General features: G+C 64.3%; 15 protein-coding genes. All 15 read left to right on the top strand.

What is annotated here, in order from left to right; translation table 11 throughout:
* The first annotated feature begins 1 nt into the window (after position 1).
* The gene (gene plsX, locus G3N97_RS14900; RefSeq protein ID WP_237181277.1) at positions 2–1,165 is read left to right on the top strand and encodes a phosphate acyltransferase PlsX; all 1,164 of its coding nucleotides are present in this window, start codon (positions 2–4) and stop codon (positions 1,163–1,165) included.
* Positions 1,165–2,154: a beta-ketoacyl-ACP synthase III gene (locus tag G3N97_RS14895; RefSeq protein ID WP_205993952.1), complete on the top strand. Its 990-nt coding sequence runs from the start codon at positions 1,165–1,167 to the stop codon at positions 2,152–2,154. The genes plsX and G3N97_RS14895 overlap by 1 nt, the downstream gene beginning before the upstream one ends.
* Before the next feature lie 115 nt (positions 2,155–2,269).
* Positions 2,270–3,208 carry an ACP S-malonyltransferase gene (fabD, locus tag G3N97_RS14890; RefSeq protein ID WP_205993951.1) on the top strand — a complete coding sequence of 313 codons (939 nt, stop codon included), beginning with the start codon at positions 2,270–2,272 and terminating at the stop codon, positions 3,206–3,208.
* Positions 3,209–3,254: 46 nt separating this feature from the next.
* Positions 3,255–4,004 carry a 3-oxoacyl-ACP reductase FabG gene (gene fabG, locus G3N97_RS14885; RefSeq protein ID WP_065061308.1) on the top strand — a complete coding sequence of 250 codons (750 nt, stop codon included), beginning with the start codon at positions 3,255–3,257 and terminating at the stop codon, positions 4,002–4,004.
* Between the two features lie 169 nt (positions 4,005–4,173).
* Complete coding sequence (gene acpP / locus G3N97_RS14880; RefSeq protein ID WP_004197638.1) at positions 4,174–4,413, top strand: acyl carrier protein; 240 nt, start codon at positions 4,174–4,176, stop codon at positions 4,411–4,413.
* Positions 4,414–4,593: 180 nt separating this feature from the next.
* Positions 4,594–5,835: a beta-ketoacyl-ACP synthase II gene (fabF, locus tag G3N97_RS14875; protein WP_205993950.1), complete on the top strand. Its 1,242-nt coding sequence runs from the start codon at positions 4,594–4,596 to the stop codon at positions 5,833–5,835.
* Between the two features lie 140 nt (positions 5,836–5,975).
* The gene (locus G3N97_RS14870) at positions 5,976–6,374 is read left to right on the top strand and encodes a hypothetical protein (RefSeq protein WP_205993949.1); all 399 of its coding nucleotides are present in this window, start codon (positions 5,976–5,978) and stop codon (positions 6,372–6,374) included.
* Between the two features lie 259 nt (positions 6,375–6,633).
* Positions 6,634–7,233, top strand: a complete 600-nt coding sequence (rpoE, locus tag G3N97_RS14865; RefSeq protein WP_065061310.1) for an RNA polymerase sigma factor RpoE — start codon at positions 6,634–6,636, stop codon at positions 7,231–7,233.
* Between the two features lie 81 nt (positions 7,234–7,314).
* Positions 7,315–7,965 (top strand): sigma-E factor negative regulatory protein, encoded by a 651-nt coding sequence (locus tag G3N97_RS14860; protein WP_205993948.1) that lies wholly within the window; start codon positions 7,315–7,317, stop codon positions 7,963–7,965.
* 5 nt (positions 7,966–7,970) lie between these two features.
* A complete protein-coding gene (locus G3N97_RS14855; RefSeq protein ID WP_205993947.1) occupies positions 7,971–9,041 on the top strand; it encodes a MucB/RseB C-terminal domain-containing protein in 1,071 nt (356 codons plus the stop codon).
* A gap of 31 nt (positions 9,042–9,072) precedes the next feature.
* On the top strand, positions 9,073–10,596 hold the full coding sequence (locus G3N97_RS14850) for a DegQ family serine endoprotease (protein ID WP_205993939.1): 1,524 nt from the start codon (positions 9,073–9,075) through the stop codon (positions 10,594–10,596).
* Between the two features lie 30 nt (positions 10,597–10,626).
* Positions 10,627–10,959 (top strand): glutaredoxin family protein, encoded by a 333-nt coding sequence (locus G3N97_RS14845; protein WP_241030589.1) that lies wholly within the window; start codon positions 10,627–10,629, stop codon positions 10,957–10,959.
* Positions 10,960–11,128: 169 nt separating this feature from the next.
* A complete protein-coding gene (gene lepA / locus G3N97_RS14840; RefSeq protein ID WP_065061315.1) occupies positions 11,129–12,922 on the top strand; it encodes a translation elongation factor 4 in 1,794 nt (597 codons plus the stop codon).
* Positions 12,923–12,943: 21 nt separating this feature from the next.
* A complete protein-coding gene (gene lepB / locus G3N97_RS14835) occupies positions 12,944–13,840 on the top strand; it encodes a signal peptidase I (RefSeq protein WP_065061316.1) in 897 nt (298 codons plus the stop codon).
* Positions 13,841–14,017: 177 nt separating this feature from the next.
* The coding region (gene rnc / locus G3N97_RS14830) for a ribonuclease III (RefSeq protein WP_205993938.1) at positions 14,018–14,770 on the top strand (753 nt) is incomplete at its 3' end.

The following is a 14,770-nucleotide window of genomic DNA, read 5'->3' as shown; positions in this document are numbered from 1 at the left end:
CATGACTGTTACGCTCACGATAGATTGCATGGGAGGCGACCACGGCCCGTCCGTGACGGTGCCCGCCGCTGTCCATTTCGTCCGCTCGCATCCCGATGTGCATCTGCAACTCGTCGGTCTCGAGACGGCGATCCGCGCCCAGCTCAAGAAGCTGAAGGCGCTGGACCTCCCTGCGCTTTCCGTCGTTCCCGCCACCGAGGTCGTCGAAATGGACGATCCGGTCGAAGTCGCGCTTCGCAAGAAGAAAGACTCGTCGATGCGCGTCGCGCTCAATCGCGTGAAAGAGGGCGAGGCGCAGGCTTGTGTCTCGGCTGGCAACACCGGCGCGCTGATGGCCGTGTCTCGCTACGTGCTCAAGACGCTGCCCGGCATCGAACGTCCGGCCATCGCCTTCGCGCTGCCCAATCCGCGCGGTTACACGATGATGCTCGACCTTGGCGCGAACGTCGACTGCGAGCCGCAGCATTTGCTGCAGTTCGCCGAAATGGGTCACGCGCTCGTGGCCGCGCTCGAAGGGAAGGACCGTCCGACCATCGGGCTCCTGAACATCGGCGAAGAGGTCATCAAGGGCAACGAGACCATCAAGCGCGCCGGCGAACTGCTGCGCGCGAGCACGCTGAACTTCCGCGGCAATGTGGAGGGCAACGACATTTACAAGGGCACCGTCGACGTCATCGTCTGCGACGGTTTCGTTGGTAATGTCGCGCTCAAAACGTCGGAGGGCCTCGCGCAGATGCTCAACGACATGATCAAGGAAGAGTTCGGCCGCTCGTGGCTCACGAAGCTCATGGCGATCGCCGCGCTGCCGGTGCTCATGCGCTTCAAAAAGCGCGTCGATCACCGCCAGTACAACGGCGCCGCCTTGCTGGGCTTGAAAAGCCTCGTAATCAAAAGCCACGGTTCCGCCGATACCTACGCGTTTGAGCAGGCGATCAAACGCGGGTATGATGCCGTCAAAAATGGCGTGCTGGAGCGCCTCGCGCACGCCATGGAAGAAAACGCCGGTTCGTTCGAACAGGCCGCCGGTGCTGCCGGAACGGCAGCGGGCGGGCAGAACGACGGCGTGGCAGGGGCCCCGGAAGGCCCGTCGGCGGGTTCGTCGGCAGGTGATTCCGGTCTGGCCGCGGGTGGAGTTCCGCCCGCCGCATCATCCTCGAAGGCATAATGGCTCAATCGACTCTTTATTCCCGCGTGCTCGGCACGGGCAGCTACCTTCCGCCTGAGCGCGTCACCAACCAGGAACTGGCCGAGCGCCTCGCCGCCAAGGGCGTCGAGACGAGCGACGAGTGGATCGTCGCCCGCACCGGCATTCACGCCCGACACTTCGCCGCACCCGACGTCACCACCAGCGATCTCGCGCTGGCCGCTTCGCAGCGCGCCATCGCCGCGGCCGACGTCGATCCGCAAAGTATCGACCTCATCATCGTCGCGACCTCGACGCCCGATTTCGTGTTTCCGAGCACCGCCTGCCTGCTGCAGAACAAGCTCGGCATCCGCAATCACGGCGCGGCGTTCGACGTGCAGGCCGTCTGCTCGGGCTTCGCGTACGCCGTTTCGGTGGCCGACAGCCTGATCCGCAGCGGCCAGCACCGCACGGCCCTCGTGGTCGGCGCGGAAACCTTCTCGCGCATTCTCGACTTCAACGACCGCACGACCTGCGTGCTGTTCGGCGACGGCGCGGGCGCGATCGTGATGCAGGCTTCGAGCGAACCGGGCGTGCTCGCGAGCGCGCTGCACGCCGACGGCAGCTACGCGCACATCCTGTGCACGCCGGGCAACGTGAACGGCGGCGTGATCGCGGGCAACGCGTTCCTGCACATGGACGGCCAGGCGGTGTTCAAGCTCGCCGTCAACGTGCTCGAAAAGGTCGCGATCGAAGCGCTCGACAAGGCGCAACTGCGCGCCGACCAGATCGACTGGCTGATTCCGCACCAGGCCAATATCCGCATCATGCAGGGCACCTGCCGCAAGCTCGGCCTGCCTGCCGAACGCATGGTCGTGACCGTGGGCGAACACGGCAATACCTCGGCGGCGTCCATTCCGCTCGCCTTCGACGTCGCGGTGCGCGACGGCCGCATCAAGCGCGGCCAGAACGTGCTGATCGAAGGGGTGGGCGGCGGCTTCACCTGGGGCGCCTCCGTCATCCGCTTCTGACTTTCGCGAGTGGGCTTTCGCGCTCCCGCACCCGGCCGCACGCACCGCGCGTGCGGTCCGTCGCGGTCCATCCGAGCGCATCGCCTCTCCGTTTTGACCGAATTTTGAGGATCTCATGAAATTCGCATTCGTTTTTCCGGGTCAAGGTTCGCAGGCCGTCGGCATGCTCGACGCCTTCGCCGATAGCGCCGTCGTGCGCGAAACGCTGCAGGAAGCCTCCGACGCGCTCAACCAGGACATCGGCAAGCTGATCGCCGAAGGTCCGGCAGAAGAACTCAACCTCACCACTAACACGCAGCCGGTCATGCTCACCGCCGCCTACGCCGTCTATCGCGCGTGGCAACAGGCGGGCGGCCCGGCGCCGGCGATCGTCGCGGGCCACAGCCTCGGCGAATACACGGCGCTCGTCGCCGCCGGCGTGCTGGCGTTCCGCGACGCTGTGCCGCTCGTGCGTTTCCGCGCGCAGGCGATGCAAAGCGCCGTGCCGGTGGGCGAAGGCGGCATGGCCGCCGTGCTCGGTCTCGACGACGACACCGTGCGCGCCGTCTGCACCGAAGCCGCTGCCGCGAGCGGCGGCGTGGTCGAAGCCGTGAATTTCAACGCGCCGGCGCAAGTCGTGATCGCGGGCCACAAGGCCGCGGTCGAAAAGGCCTGCGAAATCGCCAAGGCGAAGGGCGCCAAGCGCGCGCTGTCGCTGCCGGTGTCGGCGCCGTTCCACTCGTCGCTGCTCAAGCCCGCTTCGGACCAGTTGCGCGACTACCTCGCGAGCGTCACGCTGAACGCGCCGCTGATTCCGGTGGTGAACAACATCGACGTGGCCTTCGAAACCGATCCGGCGAAGATCCGCGACGCGCTGGTGCGTCAGGCCGCCGGTCCGGTGCGCTGGGTCGAGTGCGTCAAGGCGATCGGCGCGCAGGGCGCCACGCACGTGATCGAATGCGGTCCGGGCAAGGTGCTCGCGGGCCTCACGAAGCGTATCGACGGCGAACTGATCGGCGCCTCGGTGGCCGATCCGAAGTCGCTCGAAGAAACGCTCGCGCTCGTCAAGGGCTGATCCGCCTGACCGGGCGACTCAACGCAATCAGTAACGGATTCGAACGATGGAAAAGACTCTCGACAATCAGGCCGCGATCGTGACCGGCGCCTCGCGCGGCATCGGCCGGGCGATTGCGCTCGAACTGGCGCGCCAGGGCGCGACGGTGATCGGCACGGCGACCAGCGAAAGCGGCGCGCAGGCGATCACGGCGGCATTCGCGGAAGCGGGCCTGAAGGGCCGCGGCGCGGTGCTCAACGTCAACGACCAGGCTGCGGCCGAAGCGCTCATCGACGCCACCGTGAAGGAATTTGGCGGTCTCGCGATCCTCGTCAACAATGCAGGCATCACGCAGGACAACCTGGCGATGCGCATGAAAGACGACGAGTGGGATTCGGTGATCGACACGAACCTGAAGGCCGTGTTCCGCCTCTCGCGCGCCGTGTTGCGCCCGATGATGAAGGCGCGCACGGGCCGTATTATCAATATCACGTCGGTGGTCGGTTCGTCGGGCAACCCGGGGCAGGCCAACTACGCGGCGGCCAAGGCTGGCGTCGCGGGCATGACCCGTGCGCTCGCGCGCGAAATCGGCAGCCGCGGCATCACGGTCAACTGCGTGGCGCCGGGCTTCATCGATACCGACATGACCAAGGATCTGCCGGCCGAGCAGCAAGCCGCGCTCAAGCAGCAGATTCCGCTGGGCCGTCTGGGCAGCCCGGAAGACATCGCGCACGCGGTCGTTTTCCTGGCGTCGCCGCAGGCGGGCTACGTGACGGGCACGACGCTGCACGTCAATGGCGGCATGTATATGTCTTAACCGGATTCAGGTACTATCCGCGCCTTGATGCGTCCGGCGAGATCACCCGTTCGGACACCGTCGCGGATAGCCGTTCCCGGAACCTTGAGCGCCGCTTTTCTGCCAGGTCAAACCTGATAAAATGCGCGCACTCGCATTCATGAGCTAACTTTTTTCCCTTGGAGGGGTAATGGACAACATCGAACAGCGCGTCAAGAAGATCGTCGCCGAGCAACTGGGCGTCGCCGAAGCTGAAATCAAGAACGAAGCTTCGTTCGTGAACGATCTGGGCGCCGACTCGCTCGACACCGTCGAGCTCGTGATGGCCCTCGAAGACGAATTCGGCATGGAAATCCCGGATGAGGAAGCCGAGAAGATCACGACGGTTCAGCAAGCGATCGACTACGCTCGCGCGAACGTCAAGGCCTAAGGCGCTTTTCGTTTCCGGACCGGGCGCGCCCGGTCCGCGAGGACGCACGCCCGTGAAACCGCGTACGCCCGCCGCACTCGTTGCGGGGCATCTGCCGGTCAACTAGCCACAGGGCTCACAGGAGCATTTCCTGTGGCCTCTGTGGCTTTTGTTTTTGTCATCTATGGAAAAGGGGTTACCGTGAGCCGCCGTCGAGTTGTTGTTACAGGCCTGGGGCTGATTTCGCCTGTTGGCAATAATGTTGCCGACGGCTGGGCCAATCTGGTCGCCGGGAAGTCCGGCATCGCCAACATCACGAAGTTCGACGCAACGAACTTCTCGACCCGCTTTGCCGGCGAGGTGAAGGACTTCAACGTCGAAGACTACATGCCGGCGAAAGAAGCGCGCCATATGGATACGTTCATCCATTTCGGCATCGCTGCGGGCATGCAGGCGCTCAAGGACAGTGGCCTCGAAGTCACCGAAGCGAACGCGGAGCGCATTGGCGTGAACGTCGGTTCGGGTATCGGCGGTCTGCCGATGATCGAAGTCACGCAAACCGAATTGCTCAACCGCGGCCCGCGCCGCATTTCGCCGTTCTTCGTGCCGGCTTCGATCATCAACATGATCTCCGGCCATCTGTCGATCAAGTTCGGCCTGAAGGGCCCGAACCTCGCGATGGTGACGGCCTGCACGACCGGTCTGCACTGCATCGGCGAAGCGTCGCGTCTGATCGAATACGGCGACTGCGACGTGATGATCGCGGGCGGCGCGGAATCGACCGTTTCGCCGCTCGGTATCGGCGGCTTCGCGGCGGCGCGTGCGCTTTCGCAGCGCAACGACGATCCGTCGACGGCCAGCCGTCCGTGGGACAAGGACCGCGATGGTTTCGTGCTGGGCGAAGGCGCCGGCGTGATGGTGCTCGAAGAGTACGAACACGCGAAGGCGCGCGGCGCGAAGATCTACGCGGAAATCGGCGGCTACGGCATGAGCGGTGATGCTTATCACATGACCGCTCCGCTGGAAGACGGCGACGGCGCACGCCGCTGCATGCTGGCGGCGATGAAGAACGCGGGTGTGAACGCCAACGAAGTGAACTGGCTCAGCGCTCACGGCACCTCGACGCCGCTCGGCGACCTCGCGGAAACCACCGCGATCAAGCGCGCATTCGGCGACCACGCGAAGAACATCGTCGTGAACTCGACGAAGTCGATGACCGGCCACTTGCTGGGCGGCGCGGGCGGTCTCGAGTCGGTGTTCACGGTGCTCGCCGTGCACAACCAGATCTCGCCGCCGACGATCAACATCTTCAACCAGGATCCTGCCTGCGACCTGGACTACTGCGCGAACACCGCGCGGGACATGAAGATCGACGTCGCGCTGAAGAACTCGTTCGGGTTCGGCGGCACGAACGGCACGCTGGTGTTCAAGCGCCACGTTTGACCGGCGCCTGATACACCTTTGAGCCAGCTCCGGCTGAGACTCATATGATCGCCTCGCGCGACTCCGCGGCCGCTCCGGTTCATCCGGGCGGCCGCGTTCACATTTCTGCGGCGCGGCGCGTAGCAACGCCGCGTCTTGCCGTGCGCGCGTCCTGGACGATGCGTGCGGCGCTGCTGCTCGGATTGCTCGTTGCGTGCGCAGCGTTCCAGACGGCGCTTGCGCCGTGGCTCGGCGCGTGGCGTGCGGCGCCGGCCGTATTGGCGCTGGGCGCGGCGGGCGGGCTCGGCTTCGTGGCGTGGTGCCGCGCGCAACCGGCTTTCATCGAAATCGGGACGGATCGGTTCGCCGCATTTGCGCGTTCCGGCGCGTGTCTCGCGGATGGCCGCCTGATCGGCGCCTCGCAATGGGGCGCGGCGCTGCTGGCGCTGGTGGTGGAGGAGGGCGCGCGCCGCAAGACGCTCCTGATCGCTGCCGATTCCGTGGATGCCGAGACTTTCCGCGTGCTCGCCGTGACCGCGCGCAGCGCCGCGGGCCGCTAGACGGCGAGGGTCCACCAAGGGCTCCGATCACGCTGCCAAGCGGGATTCAGCGCCCATCGGACCATCATTCGCGCTTTCTTTTCGCGCCTTCTCTTGCCGTTTGCCGCGGCGTCCCCATTTGTTTCTGTTCTGCCTCTGCGTGCGGTCAGCCAGAGCGCTGTAACGACTGTAACCGCTGTAACGCGCGTAACGTGGCGCCGTGGCGGTGACGCTACAATGGTGCCCCCGCGTCCACTTCATGAGCTAACGGATTTTTCAGGTGAGCGAAAAAGAAATTGACCAGGTGCTGGTCGAGCGCGTGCAGAAAGGCGACAAGGCCGCGTTCGAACTGCTGGTCTCCAAGTACCATCGCAAGATCATCCGCCTGATCTCGCGCCTCGTGCGGGATCCCGCGGAGGTTGAGGACGTGGCCCAGGACGCCTTTATCAAGGCGTACCGGGCATTGCCGCAGTTTCGTGGCGAATCCGCTTTCTATACGTGGTTGTACCGTATTGCCGTCAATACGGCGAAGAACTACCTTGCGACCCAGGGACGACGCGCCCCCACTTCCACCGAAGCTGATGCTGAAGAAGCTGAAACTTTCTCGGACGCCGATCAACTAAGGGATATCAACACGCCCGAATCGATGTTGATGAGCAAGCAGATCGCCCAGACGGTCAATGCTGCCATGGCGGTTTTACCGGAAGAGTTGCGCACCGCCATTACGCTTCGGGAAATAGAAGGTTTGAGCTACGAGGAAATTTCCGAAATGATGGGTTGCCCGATCGGAACCGTCAGATCGAGAATTTTCCGCGCTCGCGAAGCCATTGCGGCAAAATTGCGTCCGTTGCTGGACACACCGGAAGGCAAGCGCTGGTAAGCCAGTCTCGCGCCGGGCACGGACGTAATTCACTAGAGTGGGTGTGTCACTACGGGGCTCTGTAAGGAAATGGGGAGCATCATGGGGTCGGTTTCGATGCAATCGGTGTCAGGCTCGCGCGGCGAGCAACTGTCCGCTTTCGCCGACGGCGAATTGACGGGCGACGCGCATCTGAACGCTATTTTTTCCGGATTCGACGACGAGGACCGCAAGGCCTGGTCGGCGTATCACCTGATCGGCGACGCACTGCGCTCCGACGACCTGGCGATGAGCCAGGCCGCGAGCCAGTCGTTCATGGCGGGCTTCGCGGCCCGCTTCGAGGCCGAGCCGCACGTGCTCGCGCCCGCCGCGCTGCCGGCGTCGTCGTCTGCGTCGGCTTCGCATGACGGCCGCGTCGCGCGCATTCTGGCGTTGCGCCACCGCGTCGTGCCGTCACTGGCCGTGGCGGCTGCGGCTGCTACGCTTACGTGGATCGTCGTACCGCAAATGCGTGGCGCTGGCATGGCCGGCGGTTCGCAGATCGCGGCCATGCAGCCGGTCGGCGACAACGTGCAGCGTGTGGCGATGAACGCGGTGCCGGTGCAGACGGCGGCCGTGCAGGACGGCAACATCATCCGCGACGCGCGCCTCGACGCTTATCTCGAAGCGCACCAGCAGTTCGCGCAGCAGCCGGTCATGTCGGATTCCATGCCGCTGATCCGCTCTGCGGCCCTTACCACGCAAGGCCAGTGAGTCTGATGCAGACAGTGCGGTTGAATAACAATACATTCTGGGGGCGGTTGCCGGCATACCTGTGCTGTGCGGCCGTGATGTTCACCGCTCTGTCTGTCGCCCCGCGCGCACACGCGCAGGGTGCGTCGGCCGCCGCCGCGGTCGACCCCGCCACGCGCCAGAGTGCGGCGCAGTGGCTGGACCGCATTCAGCAGGCTGCGCAGCAGCAGAACTACATCGGCACCTTCGTGTATCAGCGCGGCAATTTCGTGCAGTCGTCGCGCGTCACGCATTACGCCACGAAGAGCGACGGCGAGTTCGAGCAACTCGAAAGCCTCGACGGCAAGCCGCGCAAGATGCTGCGCCACAACGACGACCTCTACACGTTCGTGCCTGAGCGCAAGCTCTGCGTCGTCGAAAAACGCCAGAACAAGGACGCCTTCCCGGCGCTGCTCGCCACGAGCGGCAACGAAGTGCTGTCCGTCTACGACCCGAAGATGCTCGGCACCGACCGCGTGGCCGGCATCGACAGCCAGGTCATCGAACTCGATCCGAAAGACGGCTATCGCTACGCCTACAAGCTGTGGGCCGACGCGAAAACCGGTCTGTTGCTGCGTTCGCAGATGCTCGATCCGTCGAACGGCCAGGTGCTTCAGCAGCTGTCGTTCACGCAGGTGAGTATCGGCGTGCCGGTCGACAAGGCGCCGATCGCGAACGGCATGCGCAATCTCGCGGGCTGGACCGTGGTGCGTCCGCCGCTGCAAAGCGTCGATATGGAAGCGCAAGGCTGGAATTTCGGGCAGAACGTGCCGGGTTTCCGCAAGATCCGCGAACTGCGCCGCCCAATGGCCGCGCGCGACGCGAACGATCCGCCGATCCCGGTCGATCAGGCCGTGTTCTCGGACGGCCTTTCGGCGGTCTCGATCTTCGTCGAGCCGGTCGAACACAACAGCCGCAAGGAAGGCGCGGGCAGCACGGGCGCAACGCACGTGCTCGTGAAGCGCGATGGCGATTACTGGATTACATTGCTCGGCGAAGTGCCCCAGGCCACGTTGCAGCAGTTCGCATCTGCCATAGAATACAAGGCTTCCAAGTAAATCCTGCGGCTGACTACGGGCTGACTACGATATGACGATCTTCCCGCTGCGCAAATTCTTCGCGGCCGCGGTGGTGGCGGCGTGCCTGCCGCTTGCCCCGCACATGGCATCGGCGGCGCCTGCCGCCAATCTCCCCGACTTCACCGACCTCGTGGACAAGGTGGGGCCTTCCGTCGTCAACATTCGCACGACCACGCGCGTGACGCTGTCGCAGCGTGGCGGTCTGCCGCCGGGCATGGATAACGGCGACATGTCGGAATTCTTCCGCCGCTTCTTCGGCATCCCGTTGCCGCAAGGTCCGCAGGGTGGGCAAGGCGGTCAGGGCGGCAGCCAGTCGCCGCGCGGCGGTCAGGGTGGCGATCAGGATTCCGGTCCCGACGGCGGCAACGACTCCGAACAGAGCAGCGGCGTGGGCTCGGGCTTCATCATGACGAACGACGGTTACGTCATGACCAACGCACACGTGGTGGACGACGCGGACAGCATCTACGTCACGCTCACCGACAAGCGCGAATTCAAGGCGAAGCTGATCGGCGTCGACGACCGCACCGACGTGGCCGTCGTGAAGATCCAGGCGACCAACCTGCCGGCCGTGACGGTCGGCGACTCGAACAAGGTGCGCGTGGGCGAATGGGTCGTGGCGATCGGCTCGCCGTTCGGCCTCGAAAACACCGTGACCGCGGGCATTGTGAGCGCCAAGGGCCGCGATACCGGCGACTACCTGCCGTTCATCCAGACCGACGTGGCCGTGAATCCCGGCAACTCGGGCGGTCCGCTGATCAACATGCAGGGCGAGGTGATCGGCATCAACTCGCAGATCTACAGCCGCACGGGCGGCTTCATGGGCATCTCGTTCGCGATTCCGATCGACGAGGCGATGCGCGTGGCGGATCAGCTCAAGACCAGCGGCAAGGTCACGCGCGGCCGTATTGCCGTGGCGATCGGCGAAGTGACGAAGGACGTGGCCGACTCGCTCGGTCTGCCGAAGGCGCAGGGCGCGCTGGTGTCGAGCGTCGAACCGGGCGGTCCGGCCGACAAGGCGGGCATTCAGCCGGGCGACATCATCCAGAAGTTCAACGGCGTGAACGTCGAAACCGCGACGGATCTGCCGCGCATGGTCGGCGACACCAAGCCGGGCACGAAGGCGACCGTCACGATCTGGCGTAAGGGCGCGACGCGCGACCTGCCGATCACGATCGCCGAAATGCAGGCGGACAAGGGCGCGAAGGCCGACCAGAAGAAGGCGCCGGAGCCGAAGCCGCGTCCGTCGAACGCGCTGGGTCTGTCGGTCACCGACATTCCCGCCGACCAGCTCGCCCAGCTCAAGATCAAGGGCGGCGTGGTCGTCGATACGGTCGATGGCCCCGCCGCGCGCGCCGGTCTGCAAAAGGGCGACATCATCCTGCGCGTGGGCGATACGGATATCGTCAACGCGAAGCAGTTCCAGGACGCGACTTCGCACCTCGATCCGCAAAAGATGGTGGCGATTCTCGTGCGACGCGGCGACAACACGCAGTTCGTGCCGCTGCGTCCGCGTAATCCGGGGCAGAAGTAAGCTCCGCCGCGCCCGCCAGGATCGATGCCCATGGACGCCGCGCCGCCCACGTCGTCCATGTTGTCCCCGCAGGACGGTCCGGGCGCGCGTGCGCACCTCGTGCTGTATGGCCGCGCGTGGTGTCATCTGTGCGAGGACATGCGCGTGGCGCTCGAACCACTGGTCGCGGCGGCGGGCGCGCGGCTCGACCTGATCGATGTCGATTCCGACCCCGCGCTGGTGGCACGCTATGACGAACTCGTGCCGGTGCTGGTCTGCGACGGCATCGAGTTGTGCCATTACCGGCTCGACGAAGCGCGCGTGCGCGTCACGCTGGGACTGGCTGCGGCACTTGCGCCACAGCCCTCGGCGCCCGCGCAATGAGGCTGCGGTCCGCATCGGATCGGGGCCGCGCGGCATAAACTATCCGTAACTTCTCAGCACCGTTCGCCTGCCGACACCTATTTCGGCTAAAATAGTTCGGTTTTTCATCTGTTTACGAGGCGTGCCCAGCTATCGTTGGGGCGCGCCTTTTTCGCTTGATCGGCACTGAATGGATCATATTCGTAACTTCTCGATCATTGCGCACATCGACCATGGCAAGTCGACGCTCGCCGATCGCATCATCCAGCTGTGCGGCGGCTTGTCCGACCGCGAAATGGAAGCGCAGGTGCTCGACTCGATGGATCTCGAGCGCGAGCGCGGCATCACGATCAAGGCGCAGACTGCGGCCCTCACGTACAAGGCACGTGACGGCAAGGTCTACAACCTGAACCTGATCGACACCCCGGGGCACGTCGACTTCTCGTACGAAGTCAGCCGCTCGCTGTCCGCGTGCGAAGGCGCGCTGCTCGTGGTGGACGCGAGCCAGGGCGTCGAAGCGCAGACCGTGGCCAACTGCTACACGGCCATCGAGCTCGGCGTGGAAGTCGTGCCGGTGCTCAACAAGATCGACCTGCCCGCCGCCAACCCCGAAAACGCCATCGAGGAAATCGAGGACGTGATCGGCATCGACGCGACCGACGCCACGCGCTGCAGCGCGAAGACCGGCCTCGGCGTGGAAGACGTGCTCGAATCGATCATCGCCAAGGTGCCGCCGCCCAAGGGCGACCCTGAAGCACCGCTGCAGGCGCTGATCATCGACTCGTGGTTCGACAACTACGTCGGCGTAGTCATGCTCGTGCGTATCGTCAACGGCACGCTGCGTCCGAAGGACAAGATCAAGCTGATGGCCACGGGCGCGCAGTATCCGGTCGAGCACGTCGGCGTGTTCGCGCCGAAGTCGCGCAACCTGGAATCGCTGTCGGCGGGGCAGGTGGGCTTCATCATCGCGGGCATCAAGGAACTCGCCGCCACCAAGGTGGGCGATACCGTCACGCTCGTGAACCGTCCCGCGCCGGAACCGCTGCCGGGCTTCAAGGAAGTGAAGCCGCAGGTGTTCGCGGGTCTCTATCCGGTCGAGGCGAACCAGTACGACGCGCTGCGCGAATCGCTCGAAAAGCTCAAGCTCAACGACGCCTCGCTGCAATACGAGCCGGAAGTGTCGCAGGCGCTGGGCTTCGGCTTCCGCTGCGGCTTCCTGGGTCTGCTGCACATGGAAATCGTGCAGGAGCGTCTCGAGCGCGAGTTCGACATGGACCTCATCACCACGGCGCCGACCGTGGTCTACGAAGTGGTCCAGGGCGACGGCTCGCTGATCAAGGTCGAGAATCCGGCGAAGATGCCGGAGCCGTCGCGGATCGCCGAAATCCGCGAGCCGATCGTCACGGTCAACCTGTACATGCCGCAGGACTATGTGGGCTCGGTCATCACGCTCTGTACGCAGAAGCGCGGCAACCAGGTCAACATGCAGTACCACGGCCGTCAGGTGCAGCTCACCTACGAAATTCCGATGGCGGAAATCGTGCTGGACTTCTTCGATCGTCTGAAGTCGGTGTCGCGCGGTTACGCGTCGATGGACTACGAGTTCAAGGAATACCGCAGCTCGGACGTCGTGAAGGTCGACATGCTGATCAACGGCGACAAGGTCGATGCGCTGTCCATCATCGTGCACCGTTCGCAGTCGCAGTATCGCGGCCGCGAAGTGGCGGCGAAGATGCGCGAGATCATTCCGCGCCAGATGTACGACGTGGCGATTCAGGCGGCCATCGGCGCGCACATCATCGCGCGCGAGAACATCAAGGCGCTGCGCAAGAACGTGCTGGCCAAGTGCTACGGCGGCGACATCTCGCGTAAGAAGAAGCTGCTCGAAAAGCAAAAAGAAGGCAAGAAGCGGATGAAGCAGGTCGGTTCCGTGGAAATTCCGCAGGAGGCCTTCCTTGCGATTCTCCGCGTCGAAGACAAATAAGCCAGAACAACGGACCTCTACATGAATTTTGCGCTGATCCTTTTTGTGCTCGTCGTTTTGACGGGTATCGCGTGGGTTGCAGACAAGCTGGTTTTCATGCCGCGCCGGCGCCTCGCCGCCGATGCGGCCGTGGCGGAATTCGATCGTCAGCAGGAGCGTGTGGGCGAGCGTTTCGCCGACGAGAACGCGCCGCAAACGCGTCAGAACCTGCGTAACGAAAAGCTGCGCCAGCCGTGGTGGCTCGAATACACGGCGAGTTTCTTCCCTGTGATCCTGATCGTGTTCCTCGTGCGCTCGTTCGTCGTGGAGCCGTTCAAGATTCCGTCGGGCTCGATGGTGCCGACGCTGCTGGTGGGCGACTTCATCCTCGTGAACAAGTTCGACTACGGCATCCGTCTGCCGATCACCAACACGAAGATCACGCAGGGCCGCGGCCTCGAGCGCGGCGACGTGGTGGTGTTCCGCTATCCGAAAGACGAGTCGGTCGACTACATCAAGCGTGTGATCGGTCTGCCCGGCGACGTGGTCGCGTATCAGGACAAGCAGCTCACGATCAACGGCAAGCCGGTGCCTGAAACGCCGCAAGCCGATTACTTCGACGAAGAGCGCATCGGTTACGCGAAGCAGTTCACGGAAGATCTCGGCAACGGCCGCAAGAACAACATCCTGAACAATCCGGCTGTGCCGCCGTTCATCGTGGGCGCCGAAGATTATCCGTATCGCGACAACTGCCAGTACAACGCACGCGGCGTGATCTGCAAGGTGCCGGCCGGCCATTACTTCATGATGGGCGACAACCGCGACAACAGCGCGGACAGCCGTTACTGGGGTTTTGTGCCCGACGCGAACATCGTCGGCCGCGCGTTCTTCATCTGGATGAACTTCAGCAGTCTGAAGCGCATCGGTTCGTTCGAGTAACGGGCGCGTGTTGCTTCTCGCCGAAGCAACACGTTCAGCCTGTATCGAGCGCGCGAACGAGTCGTCCCGCATCTTCGCGCGCTACTTGAAGAACCCGCGGTAAGGTCGCTTCATCATGGTTTTTCGCCCGCCGCCCCGCGTTTTCGCCGGGGGCGGCGGGCGCGTTATACTCTCCCCATGCCCCAATCTCCGTTGGAAAGCCGGCTGCGCTACGAATTTCGCAATGCGGAATTGTTGCGCCAGGCTCTCACCCACCGCAGTCACAGTGCCACGCATAACGAACGCCTGGAATTCCTCGGCGATTCGGTCCTGAATTGCGCGGTGGCGGCCCTATTGTTCCAACGTTTTGGCAAGCTGGACGAAGGCGACCTCTCGCGCGTGCGCGCGAATCTGGTTAAGCAGCAGTCGCTCTACGAAATCGCTCAGGCCCTGAATATCGCCGACGGTTTGCGTCTTGGCGAAGGCGAGTTGCGCAGCGGCGGCTTCCGCCGTCCGTCGATCCTCGCGGACGCGCTCGAAGCCATCTTTGGCGCGATTTTCCTCGACGGCGGCTTCGACGCCGCGCAGACGGTCATCAAGCGCCTTTACGTGCCGATCCTCGATCACATCGACCCGCGCACGCTCGGCAAGGATGCCAAGACGCTGCTGCAGGAATACCTGCAAGGTCACAAGATCGCGCTGCCCACCTATACCGTGGTCGCCACGCATGGTGCGGCGCACAATCAGCAATTCGAAGTCGAATGCACGGTGCCCAAGCTCGACGTGAAGGTGTCGGGTTCGGGCGCGAGCCGCCGCGCGGCCGAACAGGCCGCCGCGAAGAAGGCGCTCGACGAAGTCATGGCCGCCGCGCCCGCGCTGGTGACCAAGCCGCGCCGCTCGAAGGGCGCCCGCGCACCCAAGCCCGAACCCGAGGTCGTACCCGGTGTGACG

The sequence above is a fragment of the Paraburkholderia sp. Ac-20347 genome (assembly GCF_017104805.1).
Taxonomy (GTDB): Bacteria; Pseudomonadota; Gammaproteobacteria; order Burkholderiales; family Burkholderiaceae; genus Paraburkholderia; species Paraburkholderia tropica.
The sequence above is the reverse complement of the archived record's forward strand: the minus strand, read 5'-3'. Positions and strand labels throughout refer to the sequence as shown.